The 16,821-nt window shown below is 72.1% G+C and carries 14 protein-coding genes; 3 read left to right on the forward strand and 11 right to left on the reverse strand.

Annotated elements, in window-relative coordinates; translation table 11 throughout:
* The 5 genes from ACZ6I3_RS21495 to ACZ6I3_RS21515 all read right to left on the reverse strand — a co-directional run bounded on the left by ACZ6I3_RS21495 (position 1) and on the right by ACZ6I3_RS21515 (position 6,736).
* On the reverse strand, positions 1-435 hold the full coding sequence (locus tag ACZ6I3_RS21495; RefSeq protein WP_469416505.1) for a hypothetical protein: 435 nt from the start codon (positions 433-435) through the stop codon (positions 1-3).
* Between the two features lie 30 nt (positions 436-465).
* Entirely contained in the window at positions 466-1,770 is a 1,305-nt protein-coding gene (locus ACZ6I3_RS21500) for an Nramp family divalent metal transporter (protein ID WP_469416507.1), read from the reverse strand.
* A 161-nt stretch (positions 1,771-1,931) separates the two neighbouring features.
* The gene (locus tag ACZ6I3_RS21505; protein WP_469416509.1) at positions 1,932-2,414 is read right to left on the reverse strand and encodes an ATP-binding protein; all 483 of its coding nucleotides are present in this window, start codon (positions 2,412-2,414) and stop codon (positions 1,932-1,934) included.
* A 73-nt stretch (positions 2,415-2,487) separates the two neighbouring features.
* Positions 2,488-3,399 carry an anti-sigma factor RsbA family regulatory protein gene (locus tag ACZ6I3_RS21510; protein ID WP_469416510.1) on the reverse strand — a complete coding sequence of 304 codons (912 nt, stop codon included), beginning with the start codon at positions 3,397-3,399 and terminating at the stop codon, positions 2,488-2,490.
* A 43-nt stretch (positions 3,400-3,442) separates the two neighbouring features.
* Complete coding sequence (locus ACZ6I3_RS21515; protein WP_469416512.1) at positions 3,443-6,736, reverse strand: ATP-binding protein; 3,294 nt, start codon at positions 6,734-6,736, stop codon at positions 3,443-3,445.
* Between the two features lie 272 nt (positions 6,737-7,008).
* Between ACZ6I3_RS21515 and ACZ6I3_RS21520 the strand changes: the two genes are divergently transcribed.
* On the forward strand, positions 7,009-8,361 hold the full coding sequence (locus ACZ6I3_RS21520; protein ID WP_469416513.1) for a M14 family metallopeptidase: 1,353 nt from the start codon (positions 7,009-7,011) through the stop codon (positions 8,359-8,361).
* Here the strand turns inward: ACZ6I3_RS21520 and ACZ6I3_RS21525 are convergent.
* The 5 genes from ACZ6I3_RS21525 to ACZ6I3_RS21545 all read right to left on the reverse strand — a co-directional run bounded on the left by ACZ6I3_RS21525 (position 8,358) and on the right by ACZ6I3_RS21545 (position 12,733).
* Positions 8,358-8,891 carry a hypothetical protein gene (locus ACZ6I3_RS21525; RefSeq protein ID WP_469416515.1) on the reverse strand — a complete coding sequence of 178 codons (534 nt, stop codon included), beginning with the start codon at positions 8,889-8,891 and terminating at the stop codon, positions 8,358-8,360. The genes ACZ6I3_RS21520 and ACZ6I3_RS21525 overlap by 4 nt on opposite strands.
* A gap of 65 nt (positions 8,892-8,956) precedes the next feature.
* Positions 8,957-10,435, reverse strand: coding sequence for a GntP family permease (locus tag ACZ6I3_RS21530; RefSeq protein WP_469416516.1), 1,479 nt, complete (start codon positions 10,433-10,435; stop codon positions 8,957-8,959).
* Between the two features lie 98 nt (positions 10,436-10,533).
* The gene (locus ACZ6I3_RS21535; protein WP_184591008.1) at positions 10,534-10,944 is read right to left on the reverse strand and encodes a RidA family protein; all 411 of its coding nucleotides are present in this window, start codon (positions 10,942-10,944) and stop codon (positions 10,534-10,536) included.
* Entirely contained in the window at positions 10,941-11,702 is a 762-nt protein-coding gene (locus ACZ6I3_RS21540; RefSeq protein WP_469416518.1) for an IclR family transcriptional regulator, read from the reverse strand. The genes ACZ6I3_RS21535 and ACZ6I3_RS21540 overlap by 4 nt, the downstream gene beginning before the upstream one ends.
* On the reverse strand, positions 11,699-12,733 hold the full coding sequence (locus ACZ6I3_RS21545; RefSeq protein WP_469416520.1) for a sugar kinase: 1,035 nt from the start codon (positions 12,731-12,733) through the stop codon (positions 11,699-11,701). Before ACZ6I3_RS21545 ends, ACZ6I3_RS21540 begins: the two co-directional genes overlap by 4 nt.
* Positions 12,734-12,866: 133 nt before the next feature.
* Here ACZ6I3_RS21545 and ACZ6I3_RS21550 point away from each other — a divergent pair, with 133 nt between their 5' ends.
* A complete protein-coding gene (locus tag ACZ6I3_RS21550; RefSeq protein WP_469416522.1) occupies positions 12,867-14,144 on the forward strand; it encodes an amino acid deaminase in 1,278 nt (425 codons plus the stop codon).
* Between the two features lie 12 nt (positions 14,145-14,156).
* Positions 14,157-15,770: an N-acyl-D-amino-acid deacylase family protein gene (locus ACZ6I3_RS21555; RefSeq protein ID WP_469416524.1), complete on the forward strand. Its 1,614-nt coding sequence runs from the start codon at positions 14,157-14,159 to the stop codon at positions 15,768-15,770.
* A 22-nt stretch (positions 15,771-15,792) separates the two neighbouring features.
* Here ACZ6I3_RS21555 and ACZ6I3_RS21560 read toward each other — a convergent pair whose 3' ends face one another.
* A complete protein-coding gene (locus tag ACZ6I3_RS21560) occupies positions 15,793-16,719 on the reverse strand; it encodes a S1 family peptidase (RefSeq protein ID WP_469416526.1) in 927 nt (308 codons plus the stop codon).
* Between the last annotated feature and the right edge of the window lie 102 nt (positions 16,720-16,821).

Consider the following 16,821-nt stretch of genomic DNA (forward strand, 5'->3'; position numbering starts at 1 on the left):
CTAGCCCGCCGGACGGTAGTGGCCAAGGACCCAGGCCAGCTGCGGGAACCACTCCTGAAGCCGTGACCTGGGCTTGGCCTCCACCACGCACTCGTAGAAGCGGCCGTCCATGTGGACCACGGAGACCATCAGGGCCTTGCCGTCGGGGCTCGCCCGGTAGTGGACGCCGCGGATCTCCGGCCAGCGGAACTCGATCGTCCGGCCGGACGACTCGAAGGCGACGCCGGTCGCGTCGACGACGACCGCGCTGCGCTTGTCGACGGCGAGGAAGTCCGGTCCGGCCGGGGCCGGTTGCTGGGGCGGGGTCTGGGCGTACGGGGGTGGTGCGGGCGGGTACGGGGAGGGCGGCGGCGCGTAGGAGGGCTGCGCCGGCGCGTACTGCGGTGGGGGCGGGCCGAACCCGGGGCCGGGCGGTGGAGGTGGCTGCTCGCTCATCCGTCGATTCTCCCTGCCTGCCCCCCCTGCCTAGAAGAACTGCCCCCACGGCTGGTCCCAGATCTGCTTCACGCACAGGACCAGGAACAGCAGGCCCGCGATGGCGAGCATGGCGTTGCTCACCGGCCCGTTGCGCCATTCCCTGGGCGTACGGCTGGAGTTCAGCAGCCAGATCAGGGTCCCGGCGAGGAAGGGCAGGAAGGCCGCGCCGAGGACGCCGTAGATGATGATCAGGCGGAAGGGCTGGCCCTCGAAGAGGAGGATCATCGGCGGGAAGGTCAGCCACAGGAGGTAGGCGCGGAAGGGCCAGGAGCGTTCGCGTCGGCCCGAGGCGACCTCCTCGCCCTTGGCCCGCCCCGTGCCCGACAGCCGGGCCACGAAGTCGGCGAACATCAGGCTCACGCCGTGCCAGACGCCGATCAGCGAGGTGAACGACGTGGCGAAGAAGCCGACCAGGAAGAACTTCGCCGTAGCCGCTCCGTACTCCGCCTCCAGGATGTCGCCGAGCTGGATCAGGCCCTTGTCGCCGCTCGCGATCGCGATGTTCGCCGAGTGGAGCATCTCCGCGCCGACGAAGAGCATGGCGATCACGAAGATGCCGGTCGTGGCGTAGGCGACGCGGTTGTCCAGGCGCATGACCTTCATCCAGCCGGTGTCGGTCCAGCCCTTGGCGTTGACCCAGTAGCCGTACGCCGCGAGCGTGATCGTGCCGCCGACGCCGCCGATCAGGCCCAGGGTGTTGAGGATCGAGTCCTTCTCGTCGGGCAGGACCGGGAGGAGACCGGCGAAGGCGTCGAGGAGGTTCGGGGTGACGCGGACGGCCAGATACACCGTCACCACGAACATGACGCCCACCAGGACCGTCATGACCTTCTCGAACACCGCGTACTTGTTGAACCAGACGAAGACCAGACCGACCAGACCGCAGGCGATGCCCCACCACTTCAGGTCCATCACGTCCGGGAACAGCGCCTGCAGCGGCAGCGCGCTCGACGACATCGCCGCCGCTCCGTAGACGAAGCCCCAGACGACGACGTACACGGCGAAGAACCACGTGGTCCAGCGGCCGAGGCTCGCCCAGCCGTCGAACAGGGTGCGCCCCGTGGACAGATGCCAGCGGCCCGCCGCCTCGGCCAGTGAGATCTTCACCAGACAGCCGATGATCGCGGCCCACAGGAGGGTGTAGCCGAAGTTGCTGCCCGCGATGAGCGTGGCGACCAGGTCACCGGCACCGACACCGGTCGCCGCGACGACGATGCCCGGCCCGATGTACTTCCAGCTCGCCTTACGCGGCTGGGACTGCTGCGTACCCGTGTGATCCGTGGTCTCGGCCATACAGATCAAGAAACCGCAAAGACCCCGGCCCGACAAGAGGGCAGGAGCGCAATCGCCCTCTCAGGGGCGCGGGGAACTGCGCGAACAACCACGACGAACCCGCGGCCCGGGAACAGGCCAAGGCGGCAACAACCAGCCGCCATGGCCCACCCAGCGGAGCGTCACGGCTGTCGCCGACCACAGCCGTCCGCCCCGCACGTACCGAGCTCGAACCACACGGTCTTGCCCGGCCCGTCCCGGTGGCAGCCCCAGCGTTGGGCGAGCGCGTTCACCAGGAACATCCCACGGCCGCTCTCCCCGGTGCCCGCGTCCAGCACCCACGGCACCCGGCGCGCCTCGTCGGCGACCTCGCAGCGCAGGACGCCGTGCGCGGCGAAGAGGGTCAGCCGGAAGCGGCTCCCGGCGTGCACCAGGGCGTTGGTGGCCAGTTCGCCGACGAGCAGTTCGGCCACCTCCGCCACCTCACCGTGCTCCGCGAGCCCCCAGCCTTCCAACTGCCTGCGGACCTCCGCGCGTGCCTCGCGGACGGCGGAGGGCCGGGGCGCGTACTCGACGCTCAGATGGCCCGCTCCCAGGGGTGGCTGGGGGAACGGACCGTACCGTGCCTCGGGGTCCGGGAGGTGGGGCCCGGAGAGTTGCAGCATGGGTCCAGGGTGATCCACGGGGGTGGTCCGGCGCAGGGGGAGGACTACCCGATCCCCTACCTGCTTGTGCAGGTCACGCGTACGTGAGCCGGACCGTGGCTCCCTCGGTGTCGTCGCGGATGTCGACGTACGCGCACACCTGGCGCGCGTACCACAGGCCCGGTCCGGGTTCCGGGCCGGTGGCGGGTGGCGGGACGAAGCCGGCGAGCGGGTCGTCGATACGGCGGGCCGAGCGGAGTTCGCAGACGCAGGCGGGTGCCTCGCCCCACAGCAGGGCGGTGCCGTCGAGGGGGGCCAGGGCCGCAGCCGTCTCCGCGACGGCCGTGGCGAACAGCTCGGCGTCCGCGGCGGGCAGTCCGCGGTCCTGCGCCCAGGACTGGACGGCCCCGGCGTGCGGCTGCGCGAGGTGCCGCGCGCCGACCGGGGGCAGCGGCAGCGGTACGGCGTCGAGTTCGGCCGTGAGCCGTACCGGGTCCTCGTAGACCTCCGTGTCGGGGTGGGTGCGGCGGGCCGCGGCGACGACGGCGGGCCCGGCGGTGCGGGTGTCGTACGCGCACAGGGCGGTGGTGGCCATGGGGGCGAAGAGGGGGTTGGCGAGGGCCTCGTAGCGGATCCACTCGGTGGTCTCGCGGGCCGAACGGCCGGCGCGGCCGCTCCACACGGGCTCCATGAGGAGGTGGATCCCGCCGCCCGGGCCCGCGTGGGCGGCGAGGTAGGCGGCGGCGCGGGCGACGGCGTTGGCGGCGGAGCCGGTGTACCAGTCGGTGTGCGGGATGCAGGTGACGTCCTTGGCGTCGCCGCCGAGGGCGTCCCGGAGGAGGTCCAGGTTGCGGGGGTCGGCGATGGCCACGGGCGGTGGTTCGCCGGGGGCGGCGAGGCCTTCGCCGAGGAAGGGCAGGGCGGCGGCCACGAAGTCCTCGTCGGAGTCGAAGACGGCCATGCGGTGGTCGAACGGGGCCGGTGTGGAGGGCTGTAGGACGGTCATGTGTTCCCCTCGGGAGACGGGTGGGTGTTCCGGTGCGGGAGGGTCAGCGCCGCGCCGTCACCCAGGCGGCGATCTGGCTGCGGTTGCTGAAGCCGAGCTTGCTGAGGATGCGTTCCACATGGCCTTCGGCGGTGCGGCGGGCGATCACCAGGCGGTCGGCGATCTGCTGGTTGGCGAGGCCCTCGGCGACCAGCCGGGCGACCTCCGACTCGCGGCGGGTCAGGCGGACCGCGGTGTCCTCGTGCGGGGCCGGGGTGTCTCCGGGGCGCGGGCGGGCCGGCTCCTGGAGGGCCTGGCCGACGAGTTCCGCGAGGCCGAGGCCGCCGCCGCGCCGGTGGGCCCGGTCGAACGCGTCCCGTCCCAGGGCCCGGCAGGCCCGCTCCTCGCTGTCCCGGCGTACGGAGTTGAGGGTGTGCGCGCCCCAACGGCCGGTGTCGATGTCGGCCCAGACGCGGTCGGCGCCGCCCATCAGCAGGGCCGCGTGCCGGTGGGCGCCGCGTTCGGCGGCGATCGACGCGAGCAGGTCGAGGGTCAGGGCCATGCCGATGATGTCGTGGACGGCGTGTTTGAGCCGCAGGGCCTCGCGGGCGTGCCGCTCGGCCCGGGGCCAGTCGCGGCGCACGGTGTGCGCGAGGGCGAGGATGCGCAGCACGTACGACCGCACCCACTGCTCGCCGTGCCGCTCGCACAGCCGCAGGGCCCGCTCGCAGACCTCGACGGCCCGGTCGGCCTCGCCGAGGAAGCCCAGCGCGCAGGCGAGTTCGACCTGGTCGAGGCCTACGAGGCTCAGGTGCTGGCCGGGTACGGGGCCGCGGGCGACGGTGGCTTCGAAGTGCGTCAGCGCGCCGGGCAGGTCGTCGCCGAACAGCCGGATGACGCCGATGACGTACTCGGCGTGGGCGGCCTCGGCGGTGTCGCCCAGGGCACGGGCGAGAGCGAGGGCGTCGCGGGCCTGGCGGCGGCCCCGGGGGAAGTCCTGGGTGGTGGCGGCCAGCAGCCCGGCGACCCAGAGGCCGCGGGCCCGTTCCCGGGTCGGTTCGGGGCTCGCGGCGAGGGCCCGTTCGAGCCAGTACAGGCCCTCGCGGGGGGCGCCGCAGGCGTGCCAGTAGAACCAGAGGGTGCCGGCGAGCCTCAGTCCGGCGCGTTCCTCGCCCGGGGTGGACAGGCTGAAGTCGAGGGCGGCGCGCAGGTTGTCCCGGTCGGCGCGCAGCCGTGCGACGGTCTCCGGCTGCCCCGGCCCGAACCAGCCCCGCTCGCACTCCTCGGCCTGCCACAGCATCCGGTCCCGCTGCCGCCGCCGCGCGGCCCCCTCCTCCCCCACCGTCCGCCGCAACCGCTCCAGCCCGTACTGCCGCAGCGTGTCGAGCATCGTGTACCGCACCCCACCGGGCCCCGGCTCCCGACCCAACACGGACTTGTCCACGAGCCCGGCTACGGCGTCCAGAACTTCATCGGCCCGGACCACGACGGGTCCGGCCCCGTCATGCCAGTCACCTACGGCGTCCACGGCTTCCCTGGCAGGGTGCCCGGCGACCCCGCCGGGGCCGGGCACGGCCGGGGACGGCGTCACATCACCGGAGTCGGGCACGCCCCGAGACAGCGGCACACCAACGGGGCCCGGCACGCCGAGGGGCAAAGGCACACAACCGGGGCCGGGCACGGCCGGGGACTGTGACACACCGCCTGCGCCGGACGCGGTCAGGGACGGCGGCGCACCGCCCGGGCACGGCACGGGCGAGGGCAGCGTCGCACCGCTGGGGCCGGGCACGGCCAGGGACGGTGACACACCGCCGGAGTCGGGCACGGTCGGGGACAGCGGCACACCGCCCGAACACGGCACGGGCGAGGGCAACACCGCACCGCCGGGCCCGGACACGCCCAGAGACGGCGGCACACCACCGGGGCCCGGACCGCCGAGAGACAGCGGCACACCAACCGGGCCCGGCACGCCCAGGAACAGCGTCACACCACCCGGACACGACACCGGCGAGGACAACGTCGCACCGCCGAGACCGGGCACCGCCGAGGACGGCTTCACACCGCCAGAGCCGGACGCGGTCAGGGACAGCGACACACCGCCCGGACACGACACCGGCGAGGGCAACACCGCACCGCCAGGCCCGGGCACACCCCGAGACAGCGGCACACCAACGGGGCCGGGCGCGGCCGGGCGCGGCGTCCCGCCGCCAGGGCCGTCACCGGCGCGGGGAGCGGCCAGGCAGCGTTGTACGGGGCGTGGCGCGATGCCGTCGGCGGGGTCGGGGTCGAGCGGGGGCAAAGTCGTGCGCCTCGTGAGCGCCTGCGTCGGGGGAGGGCGCTCTCCGGACTCCAGTCCCCGCGCGGCCGCGTCGGCGAAGGCTGTCGCGTCCTCCGGCAGGAGAACCCCGGCCGGTGCCGGAGCCGTTCCCCACCCGGCGTCTTCCTCCCCGGGGTCCGGGTCCGCGCACACCGTCTCCGCCGTCTCCAGGTCGAAGCTGCCCGGCAGGACCGACAGTCGGGCCCAGACCACCTGCTCGGGGCCGGTGCACAGGTCGTGGGACCAGGCGACCGCCGCCCGCAGGGTCTGGTGGCGGGGCAGGGCCGCGGGGCTGCCGGTGGTGAGGAAGCGGTAGCGGTCGTCGAGGCGGTCCAGGAGCTGGTCGACGTCGAGGACGCGCATCCGGACGGCGGCGAGTTCGATGGCCAGGGGCAGGCCGTCCAGGCGGCGGCAGAGGCGGGCCACGGACGCGAGGTTGCCGGGGGTGAGGCGGAAGCCGGGGACGACGGCGGCGGCCCGGTCGGCGAAGAGGGTGAGGGCCGGATACCCCTCGGCGGCGGACAGGTCGCCGTCCGGGTCGGGCACCTGCAGCGGCCGTACCTCCAGCAGATGCTCCTCGGTGAGGCCGAGCCGGTGCCGGCTGGTGGCGAGGATCCGGACACCCGCGGTGCCGTGCAGCAGGGCCGCGGCCAGCCGGGCGCACGCGTCCGCCAGATGCTCGCAGTTGTCGACGACGAGGAGCAGCCGCCGGTCCCGTACCTGCTCGACGAGGGCGTCCAGCGGCGGCTGGGCGGAGTGGTCGTGCAGCCCCAGCGCGTCGGCGGCGGCGAGCGGGACGAGCGCCGGGTCGTGCACCCCGGAGAGGTGCACGAAGCGCACGCCGTCCGGGAAGGCGCGCCGCACACGGGCCGCGATGCGCGCGGCGAGCCGGGTCTTGCCGACGCCGCCCGGTCCGGTCAGCGTCACCAGCCGTGCGCGGGCCAGCAGTTCGCGGCCTTCGGTCAGTTCGCCACGCCGGTCGACGAAGCTGGTCGTCTCGGCCGGTAGCTGGTTGTCCCGTCGTGGCGCTGATCCGCCCATGATCAGCCAGTCCTCTGGGGGGTATGGTCCGAGGATCCGGGCAGTCCGGCTCCTCTTGCGCGGATCCTCACTCTCCCCCGCCGCATACATATATGCACGCGCGAGTCACACCCGTGGGTGTACTTCGCCGGTGACACCTCGACGGCCCCGCCGCACGCGTACACTGCGCGACCGCTTTCAGTCTTGACCTGCTCATGCCATTGGCAGAACGATGTGCGCCACCCGCACTACGTACGTCGCACGAACAACCCCACCTCCCACAAGGAGATTTCATGCGACTTCGCATACGAGGCTCCGGGCCCGGCACCGGCAGACGCACCGCCGCCCTCGCCGCCCTTCTCGCACTCGCCCTCGCGGCACCCCTGTCCGCGACGGCTCCGGACGCCACCGCCGACAGCGCCCCCAAGGCGGCCCCCTCGGCCGACGACGTCAGGCAGTACGAGGTCCATCTGCACGCGACGGCCAAGGACCGCACGGCACTTCAGCGCACGGGCGTGACCGTGGACGAGTCCCACGGCCACGGTGTCGTCGTCTCAGGGCGCGCGGACCAGATCAGGAAGCTGCGCGCGCTGGGCTACGAGGTCACCGCGCTCGGCGCGGTGCCCGACCGGTCCGGGGGCGAGGGCGACGTCCGGATCCTCGACTTCCCGTCCGCCGACTCGAAGTATCACAACTACGCGGAGATGACGGCCGAGATCAACTCGATCGTCTCGGCCAACCCGTCGATCGCGAGCCGGCGCGTGATCGGCAAGTCGTACCAGGGCCGGGACATCGTCGCCCTCAAGATCAGCGACAACGTCGCCTCCGACGAGGCCGAGCCGGAGGTGCTGTTCACGCACCACCAGCACGCCCGCGAGCACCTGACCGTCGAGATGGCGCTCTACCTGCTGCGCGAGCTGACCTCCGACTACGGTTCCGACTCACGCGTCACCAGCATGGTGAACAACCGCGAGATCTGGATCGTCCCGGACCTCAACCCGGACGGCGGCGAGTACGACATCGCCACCGGGTCGTACCGCTCGTGGCGCAAGAACCGCCAGCCCAACTCGGGTTCGTCGTACGTCGGCACGGACCTGAACCGCAACTGGAACTACCGCTGGGGCTGCTGCGGCGGCTCCTCCGGCTCGGCGTCCTCCGACACCTACCGGGGCACGGCGGCGGAGTCCGCGCCCGAGGTGAAGGTCGTCGCCGACTTCGTGCGCAGCCGGATCGTCGGCGGCAAGCAGCAGATCAGGGCCGGTGTCGACTTCCACACGTACAGCGAGCTGGTGCTGTGGCCGTTCGGCTACACGTACTCGGACACGACGACCGGGATGACCGCGGACGACCACGCGGCCTTCAAGACGGTCGGTCAGAAGATGGCCGCGAGCAACGGCTACACGGCGGAGCAGTCGAGCGATCTGTACATCACGGACGGGTCGATCGACGACTACCTCTGGGGCACGCACAAGATCTTCGGGTACACGTTCGAGATGTATCCGAGGTCCGGTGGAGGTGGGTTCTACCCGCCCGACGAGGTGATCGAGCGGGAGACCTCCCGTAACCGCGACGCTGTGCTGCAACTGCTGGAGAACGCGGACTGCATGTACCGGTCGATCGGCAAGGAAAGCCAGTACTGCGCCTAGTCGGCGCCTTCCTCGAAGTAGGCGTCCAGTACCGCGTCCAACTGGGCGTCCCACTCCGTGAAACGGCTCCTGGCCGGTGCCTCGATCTCGATCGGGTACCAGCGCCGGTCAGGGGTGTGGACGGTGACGGTGTAGCGCTTGCCGAAGCGGGCGGTCTCCGTCTCGACCGCGCCGATCTCGTCCCAGCGGAACTCGCACTCCTGGTCGTCCAGAAAGAGGCGTACGCCTCTGTGGTCGGCGACCAGTTTCGCGCGGCGGTCGGACGCCTCGAAGACGGGACCGCCTTCCGGTGCGGCGTCCTCCACCGGCTCGGGGGCGGCCTCTTCGGCCCCCTCGGCTTCCTCGGTCTCCTCCGTGTCGTCGGCGGCTTCGGTGTCTTCGGCGTCTTCGGCTTCCGCGACCTCGGGCTCCTTCTCCGGCTCCTCGTCCTTCGTCCGTCCGGACGCGGGTGACGTGAGCCCGGGGATGAAGGCCGGGTCGAATCCGGCGCCTTCCAGGGGCTGGCTGCTCGAACCTATGCGCTGCTCCACAGCGGAGCAGTATGGTCGACAAACCTGTGCCGCACACAACCAGCCCCGGCATCGTTATGAGACGCCTACACGAACAGGCTCAAAACCGCCGCCACCACGAACCCGGCGACCGACAGCACACTCTCCAGCACGGTCCAGGTCTTGAGCGTGTCCCGCTCGCTGATGCCGAAGTACTTCGCCACCATCCAGAAGCCGCCGTCGTTGACGTGCGAGGCGAAGATGGAGCCGGCCGAGATGGACATGATGACCAGGGCGACGAAGGCCTGGGAGTGGTGGCCCTCGGAGAGCAGCGGGGCGACGATGCCGGCCGTCGTGACGATGGCGACCGTCGCCGAGCCCTGGGCGACGCGCAGGACCACGGAGATCAGGTAGGAGAGGACGAGCACCGGCAGGCCCACGTCGTTGAACGTGTCGGAGAGGGCCTGGGCGACGCCGCTGGCCTTGAGGACGGCGCCGAAGACGCCGCCCGCGCCGACGACCAGCAGGATGTTGCCGACCGGCTTGAGGGACGCCGTGGACACCGTCTCCAGGGACTTGCGGGACCAGCCGCGCCGGATGCCGAGCAGGTAGTACGCGAGGAACAGGGCGAGCGTGAGCGCCACGAAGGGGTTGCCGAAGAACTCGATCACCGAGCGGAGCGTGGAGGGGTCGAGGGCGATCGAGGAGAAGGTCGCGGCCAGGATCAGGACCAGCGGCGTGCCGATGATGCCGAGGACCGTGCCGAGGGAGACCGGCTGCTCGCGCGGCTCGGTGCCGGTCGCCCGCTGCTCGTCGAGGACGGCCTGCTTGGCTTCCTCCGACGCCTCGACCATGTCCTGCGGCACGGCGACGAAGATGCGGCGGCCGATCCACGCCGAGTACGCCCACGCGGCCAGCACGGCGGGGAGTCCGCAGACGACGCCCATGAGGATGACCCAGCCGAGGTCGACGTGGAGGAGACCGGCCGCGGCCACCGGGCCGGGGTGCGGCGGCAGGAAGGCGTGGGTGACGGAGAGGCCCGCGAGCAGGGGCAGGCAGTAGAGCAGGATCGACTTGCCCGAGCGCTTGGCGGCGGCGTAGACGATCGGTGCCAGGACGAAGATGCCGACGTCGAAGAAGACCGGGATACCGAAGATCAGGCCCGTGAGGCCCATGGCGAGCGGGGCACGCTTCTCGCCGAACAGGCCGAGGAGGCGACTCGCCAGTACCTCGGCGCCGCCGCTGACTTCGAGGATCGCGCCGAGCATGGTGCCCAGGCCGATGATGATCGCGACATGGCCGAGGATGCCTCCCATGCCGGACTCGATCGTGGAGACGGCGTCCGACTTCTGGACCGTGCCGAAGAGTTCGGTGACCGAGAGACCGGCCGCGAGGCCGACGGCTATGGAGACCGCGAGCAGCGCGACGAACGGCTGGAGTCTCATCTTGATGATGAGGAACAGCAGGAGCCCGATGCCGAGGGCGGCGGTGAGCAGCAGTCCGGCCGTGCCGTCCACGAGGAGGAGCAGGCCTCCGGTGTGGGGTGGGGTCTCGGCAGGGGCGGACGCGGCGAGCGGAAGGGACATTCGGGGGTCCTCTACGTAAATGCATGCGGCTTCTGGGTAGGGGGGAGCGCGGCGCGGCGCACCGAAGGCGCCGCGCCTAGACAAACAAGGGGGGTGGGTCAGCCGAGGACGGCCAGCGCGTCGATCTCGATGAGGAGACCCGCGGGCAGGCCGACGTAGACCGTGGTGCGCGCGGCGGGCGGCTGGGTCAGGCCCTGCTCCTCGAAGTACGCGTTGTAGATCGCGTTCATCTCGGCGAAGTGGTCGACGTCGGTGAGGTAGACGCGGATCATCATCACGTCGTCCCAGCCGGAGCCGCCCTCTTCGAGGATCGCCTTGACGTTGGCGAGGGTCTGGAGGGTCTGCTCGCGCAGGGTCGGCCCGGCGGGCGTGGGCGCCTTGCCCTCCTCGGCGGGCAGGAAGCCGACCTGGCCGGCGACCTGGAGGATGTTGCCCTTCTTCACACCGTGCGAGAACTTCGCCGGCGGCGTGGTGTGGGTCTTGGGGGTGAGTGCGATCTTGTCCGTCATGCGGTGCCCTTCACTGGTGTTCTGCCGGAGTACTCCCCGCTGATGGCGTCCGCCGTACGGCGCACCAGCGGCAGGAGGGTGAGGAGTTCGTCGGCGGTGACGACGACGTTCGGCGCGGAGACCGACATCGCGGCGACGACCCGGCCGTCGGCGCCGCGGATGGGCGCCGCGACGCAGTTGATGGACTCCTCGTGGCCGCCGAGGTCGGTGGCCCAGCCCTGTTCGCGCACCTTGTCCAGCTCGCGCAGGAACGCGCCGGCGTTGGGTGTCGAACGGGCCGTGTACGTGGGGTAGTCGAGCTTCTCGGCCACGGCCCGCCGCTCGTGCTCGGGCAGGTCGGCGAGCAGCAGCTTCGCGACCGCGGCGACGGTGATGGCGACGGGCTTGCCGATCCGGGAGTACATCCGCACGGGGTAGCGGCTCTCGACCTTGTCGATGTAGAGGACCTCGTTCTCCTCGTACACCGCGAGGTGCACGGTGTGGCCGCAGCTCTCGTTGAGGCGGACCAGGTGGGGATGGGCGATCTCGCGGACGTCGAGGTTCTCCATCGCCTCCTGGGCGAGCGCGAAGAGGCGGGCGCCGAGGCGGTAGCGCTGGTCGGACTGGCGGTAGACGAGGCCGTGCTCGTGGAGGGTGCGCAGCAGGCGCAGGGCCGTGGACTTGTGCACGCCGAGGCGGTCGGCGACCTGCCCCAGGTCGGCGGGGCCCTCGGCGAGCAGCGGCAGGATGCTCAGCGCGCGGTCGACGGTCTGGCTCATGGCGTACGTACCTCCTCGTCGGCCCGCTGTGCCTGAGCGGTCCAGCCCGGGCCGAGTCGCAGTCTCCCCCATGCCGCGTCGTCCAGGGCGGCGAGCCGGTCGGCGTGCTCCCGGGAAGGTGGTGTGGCGTGGTCGCCGGGGACGGTGAGCGCGGCGGCGGCCATCAGATGCCCGTGCCGCAGGCGGTCCCGGACGGGCAGGGCACGCAGGGTGGCGGAGAGGAACCCGGCGGCGAAGGCGTCGCCGGCGCCGACCTCGGCGACGACGTCGACCCGGGGGGCGGAGACGAAGGTGACGTCCCGCTTCTCGAAGACGGTGGCTCCCGCGGCGCCCTGCTTGACGACCAGCACGTCGGGTTCGGGGAGGGCGGCACGGACGGCCTCGGGGCTGTGCAGCCCCCAGGCCTCGTCCTGTCCCACGAAGACGAGGTCGGCGCCGCGTGCGAGGTCCCGCAGTACCTTGGGAGCGTCGGTGTCGCCCCACAGTCCGGGCCGGTGGTTGACGTCGAAGGAGACCAGGGGGCGGCCGGGCCGGCGGGCGGTCAGCTCGCGCATCAGCTCCAGGCAGCTCGCGGACAGCGCGGGCGTGATCCCGGAGAGGTGCAGCACACGCCCGGCGCGCACCGCCGCCGGATCGGGGTCCGTCACGCTCATCGCGGACGCGGCGGAACCGGCCCGGTAGTACGCCACCTCGTGCGCGTCGGTGGCCCGGTCCCCGGCGGTGCGGAAGTAGATGCCGGTGGGCCGGCCGGGATCGCGCCGGACGTGTGCCACGTCGACCCCGTGCCCGCCGATCGCCTCGACCAGGTGATCACCGAACGGGTCGTCGCCCACCCGGCTCACCCACCGCACGGAATGCCCGGCGGCGGCCAGCACGCACGCCACGTTGGACTCCGCCCCGCCGATGCCCCGCTCGAAGGAGGGCACGTCGGCGAGCCGCCCCGGCCGGGAGGGCAGGAACGTGACCATGGACTCGCCGAGCGCGACGACGTCCACGACGTCGGGGGCGTTGCAGGGTCCGGTGGGGGTCACGATGCTCGTAGCTCCTGGTCGGTTCAGTGGATGGCCGTTTCATTGACCGCGGGTGGCCGAGATGTTAGACAGCGTTCAGCGACATACGCAATGCAGATTGCAGAGAATGCAACACAGCTGATCAGGAGGCTCCATGCCAGCCGACACCGCCGCCGAGTCCCTCGCCCGGCTCGCCGCCGAGCGCGTCGACCACCGCTTCAAGGGCCTCCCGCCGGACGCCGACGGACTGACGGTGCGCGAGCTGGCGGACCAGCGCCGCAACCTCTTCACCGGCGGCTTCGCCACGCCCGTGCTCGCGCTGTCCGCCGAGCGGCTGGAGCACAACCTGAGGCTCATGGAGACGTACGCGGCCCGGCACGGCCTGGCCTTCGCGCCGCACGGCAAGACCTCCATGGCGCCGCAGCTCTTCCAGCGGCAGGTCGAGCACGGGGCGTGGGGCATCACCCTGGCGGTCCCCCACCAGGCGCGGGTGGCGCGCGCGTTCGGGACCCGGCGGATCTTCCTCGCCAACGAGCTGGTCGACGCGGCGGCCCTGCGCTGGGTCTCCGCCGAGCTGGACGCCGACCCGGAGTTCCGCTTCGTCTGCTACGTCGACTCCGTGCGCGGGGTCGAGCTGATGGACGCGGCCCTCGGCGGTTCCGTGCGGCCGGTGGACGTCGTCGTCGAACTCGCCGCCGGGGAGGGCGCCCGGACCGGGGTCCGTACGGAGGCGGAGTGCGCGGCGGTCGCGGACGCGGTGGCGCGCACGCGGACCCTGCGGCTCGTCGGTGTCGCGGGCTACGAGGGCGAGGTGCCGAAGGCCGACCAGGAGCGGGTGACGGCGTGGCTGCGGCGGCTGGTCGCGCTGGCCGCCGGCTTCGACGAGGCGGGGCGCTTCGAGGGCCTGGACGAGATCGTCGTCAGCGCGGGCGGCAGCGCCTGGTTCGACGCGGTCGCCGAGGTCTTCGCGGAGATCCCCGGACTCTCGCGTCCCGTGCTGAAGTTGCTGCGCTCGGGCGCCTACGTCTCCCACGACGACGGCCACTACCGCAAGCTGACCCCCTTCAACCGGGTCCCCGAGGAGGGCGCCCTGGAGCCGGCGTTCCGCCTGTGGACGCAGGTGGTGTCGCGGCCCTCCGCCGAGCAGGCCTTCGTCAACGCGGGCAAGCGGGACGCGGCCTACGACCTCGATCTGCCCTTCGCCCAGGTGGTCCGACGGGACGGCGCCGAGCGCCCGGCCACCGGGGTGTCGGTGACCGGCCTGTCCGACCAGCATGCCTGGCTGAGCACCACGCCGGAGGCGGATCTGGAGGTCGGGGACTGGGTCGGTCTCGGGCTGTCCCATCCGTGCACGTCGTTCGACAAGTGGCAGCTGATCCCGGTCGTGGCGGCGGACGGCACGGTCGTCGACTACGTCCGTACGTTCTTCTAGGAGGCCCGCGCGATGGAAGAGCTCGTCATCCGGGACGCGGAGGTCGTGGACGGCTCCGGCGGACCCTCGTACCGGGCCGATGTCGTGGTCGACGGCGGCCGGATCGTGTCGATCGTCAAGGAGGCCGCGGCGGCCGGCTGCCAGCGGCCTCGGGCGCGCCGGGAGCTGGACGCGGAGGGTCTCGTCCTCTCCCCCGGCTTCGTCGACATGCACGCCCACAGCGACCTGGCCCTGCTGCGCGACCCCGACCACAGCGCCAAGGCCGCGCAGGGCGTCACCCTGGAGGTCATCGGCCAGGACGGACTGTCGTACGCGCCGGTCGACGACCGTACGCTCGGCGAGGTGCGCCGGGCGATCGCCGGGTGGAACGGCTCCGGTGACGACATCGACTTCGACTGGCGCTCTGTGGGCGAGTATCTGGACCGGCTGGACCGGGGGATCGCGGTCAACGCGGCCTATCTGATCCCCCAGGGCACGGTGCGCGCGCTCGCCGTCGGCTGGGAGGACCGCGAGGCGACCCCCGAAGAGCTGGACCGGATGCGGCGGCTGGTCGCCGAGGGCATGGAGCAGGGCGCGGTCGGCATGTCGTCCGGGCTGACGTACACGCCCGGCATGTACGCCAAGGACGCCGAACTGACCGAGCTGTGCCGGGTGGTGGCGTCGTACGGCGGCTACTACTGCCCGCACCACCGCTCCTACGGCGCGGGCGCCCTGGAGGCGTACCGGGAGATGGTCGCCCTGACACGGGAGGCGGGCTGCTCGCTGCATCTCGCCCACGCCACCATGAACTTCGGCGTGAACAAGGGCCGGGCACCGGAGCTGCTGTCCCTCCTGGACGAGGCGCTGGCGGCCGGGGCCGACATCAGCCTCGACACCTACCCCTACACGCCGGGCTGCACGACGCTGGCGGCCATGCTGCCGAGCTGGGCGAACGAGGGCGGCCCCGAGCAGGCCCTGAAGCGGCTGGCGGACGAGGAGACGGCCGAGCGGATCCGCCACGACCTGGAGGTCACGGGCTCGGACGGCTGTCACGGCGTGCCCATCGAGTGGGACACCATCGAGATCTCGGGCGTGGGCGATCCGGCCCTGGCGGAGTTCGTCGGCCGGACGGTCCGGGAGTCGGCGGACGTGCGGGGCGAGGCCCCCTGGGCGACCGCGCGCGGGCTGCTGCTGGCGGACCGGCTGGCCCCGACGATCCTCCAGCACGTCGGCCACGAGGAGAACGTCCGGGCGATCATGCGCCACCGGGTGCACACCGGCGGCTCGGACGGCATCCTCCAGGGCGCGAAGCCGCACCCGCGCGCCTACGGCACGTTCCCGCACTACCTGGGGCACTACGTGCGGGAGTTGGGGGTGCTGTCGCTGGAGGAGTGCGTCGCGCACCTCACCGCACGCCCGGCGGCCCGGCTGCGACTGCCGGACCGGGGCCTGGTACGCGAGGGGTATGTCGCGGACCTGGTCCTCTTCGATCCGGCGACGGTGGCGGCGGGGTCCACCTTCTCTGAACCCCGCACGCTCCCGACGGGCATCCCGTACGTCCTGGTCGACGGCCGCTTCGTGATCGAGGACGGCCGGCGCACGGACGTCCTGGCGGGCCGGGCGATCCGTGGAACCGCTCTCGCGTGATCACCCGGCCCGGCACCCTGCCTTACGGCTTGGGCAGGGTGCAGCCGCTCGCGCTCAGGTCGAGCTTGCTGTCGACGCCGAAGCAGGCCGGGACCTGGTAGGTCTGCTGGCCGTAGTTGATGCCCTTGCGGACGGTCACGTTGCCGTTCGCGTCGACCTCACAGGGGTTGTTCACCGTGCAGCGCTCGCCGTCCTCGTTGCCGGTGTTGTTGATGGCGACGACCTTGCCGGTGGCCTGGTCGACGATGGGCGAGCCGGACGTGCCGCCGATGGTGTTGCAGGAGGAGGTGTAGCGGACCGAGTCCTTGAAGGTCCAGTCCCCCTCCTTCAAGGTGTGCGCGAACCCGTCGATGTTGCAGCTGTAGATCCGCTTCCAGTAGCCCGAGACGACACTGATGGCGGTGCCGGCGGCCGGGTGGGAGTCGTTCAGGGTCAGCGCGTTGATGCCGTACGAGCTCTTGATCTGCCCGTACGTGGTGGTGAGCTGGTAGAACGCGGCGTCCGTGTCGGTCATGGTGCCGTACGCGAGCTTGGCGGCGCGCAGGGTGGCCACGCGCGAGCCGGACGCGTTGAGCAGGCCGAAGGTACGGCTGGAGGCCTGGTTCACGCGGACCTCGCCGGGCTCCGGCATGCCGCCGTCCAGACAGTGGCCGTTGGTCATGACCAGCGCCGGGTCGTTGTCCTCGGAGTCCGGCATGCGGACGACGGAGCCGGAGCAGTTGCTGAGCGCGACGGTGCCGGCGAAGTTCACCGCCTTGGCGGACGGGCTCCTGAGCCCGGACAGGGTCTCCGTGGCGGACGTGACCACGCCCGAGACGGCGGACGTGACCTTGCCCGTGTCCGCGGCCTTGCCGAGGCCCTGGGGGCCTGCCTCGGCAGCGGTCGCGGGAGCCGCGCCGGCCCCGGCTATCGCCAGGGCGAAGAACGCGGCGGCGAGAGGTTTTCTCATGGGGGGTCCCCTCTTGCGACGGAGGCGGCCGGAATTCCTCCGGCCGCCCGCACTGTTGTCATGCACATTGTGATCGTCGCAAGGCGGGCGGCACAAGAACCT

The sequence above is a fragment of the Streptomyces sp. NPDC041940 genome, assembly GCF_055589465.1.

Excerpts from the sequence above, each read along its gene's own strand:
- ACZ6I3_RS21495 (WP_469416505.1), bottom strand. The coding sequence starts at position 435 with ATGAGCGAGCAGCCACCTCCACCGCCCGGCCCCGGGTTCGGCCCGCCC.
- ACZ6I3_RS21500 (WP_469416507.1), bottom strand. The coding sequence starts at position 1,770 with ATGGCCGAGACCACGGATCACACGGGTACGCAGCAGTCCCAGCCGCGT.
- ACZ6I3_RS21505 (WP_469416509.1), bottom strand. The coding sequence starts at position 2,414 with ATGCTGCAACTCTCCGGGCCCCACCTCCCGGACCCCGAGGCACGGTAC.
- ACZ6I3_RS21510 (WP_469416510.1), bottom strand. The coding sequence starts at position 3,399 with ATGACCGTCCTACAGCCCTCCACACCGGCCCCGTTCGACCACCGCATG.
- ACZ6I3_RS21515 (WP_469416512.1), bottom strand. The coding sequence starts at position 6,736 with ATGGGCGGATCAGCGCCACGACGGGACAACCAGCTACCGGCCGAGACG.
- ACZ6I3_RS21520 (WP_469416513.1), top strand. The coding sequence starts at position 7,009 with ATGCGACTTCGCATACGAGGCTCCGGGCCCGGCACCGGCAGACGCACC.
- ACZ6I3_RS21530 (WP_469416516.1), bottom strand. The coding sequence starts at position 10,435 with ATGTCCCTTCCGCTCGCCGCGTCCGCCCCTGCCGAGACCCCACCCCAC.
- ACZ6I3_RS21535 (WP_184591008.1), bottom strand. The coding sequence starts at position 10,944 with ATGACGGACAAGATCGCACTCACCCCCAAGACCCACACCACGCCGCCG.
- ACZ6I3_RS21540 (WP_469416518.1), bottom strand. The coding sequence starts at position 11,702 with ATGAGCCAGACCGTCGACCGCGCGCTGAGCATCCTGCCGCTGCTCGCC.
- ACZ6I3_RS21550 (WP_469416522.1), top strand. The coding sequence starts at position 12,867 with ATGCCAGCCGACACCGCCGCCGAGTCCCTCGCCCGGCTCGCCGCCGAG.
- ACZ6I3_RS21555 (WP_469416524.1), top strand. The coding sequence starts at position 14,157 with ATGGAAGAGCTCGTCATCCGGGACGCGGAGGTCGTGGACGGCTCCGGC.
- ACZ6I3_RS21560 (WP_469416526.1), bottom strand. The coding sequence starts at position 16,719 with ATGAGAAAACCTCTCGCCGCCGCGTTCTTCGCCCTGGCGATAGCCGGG.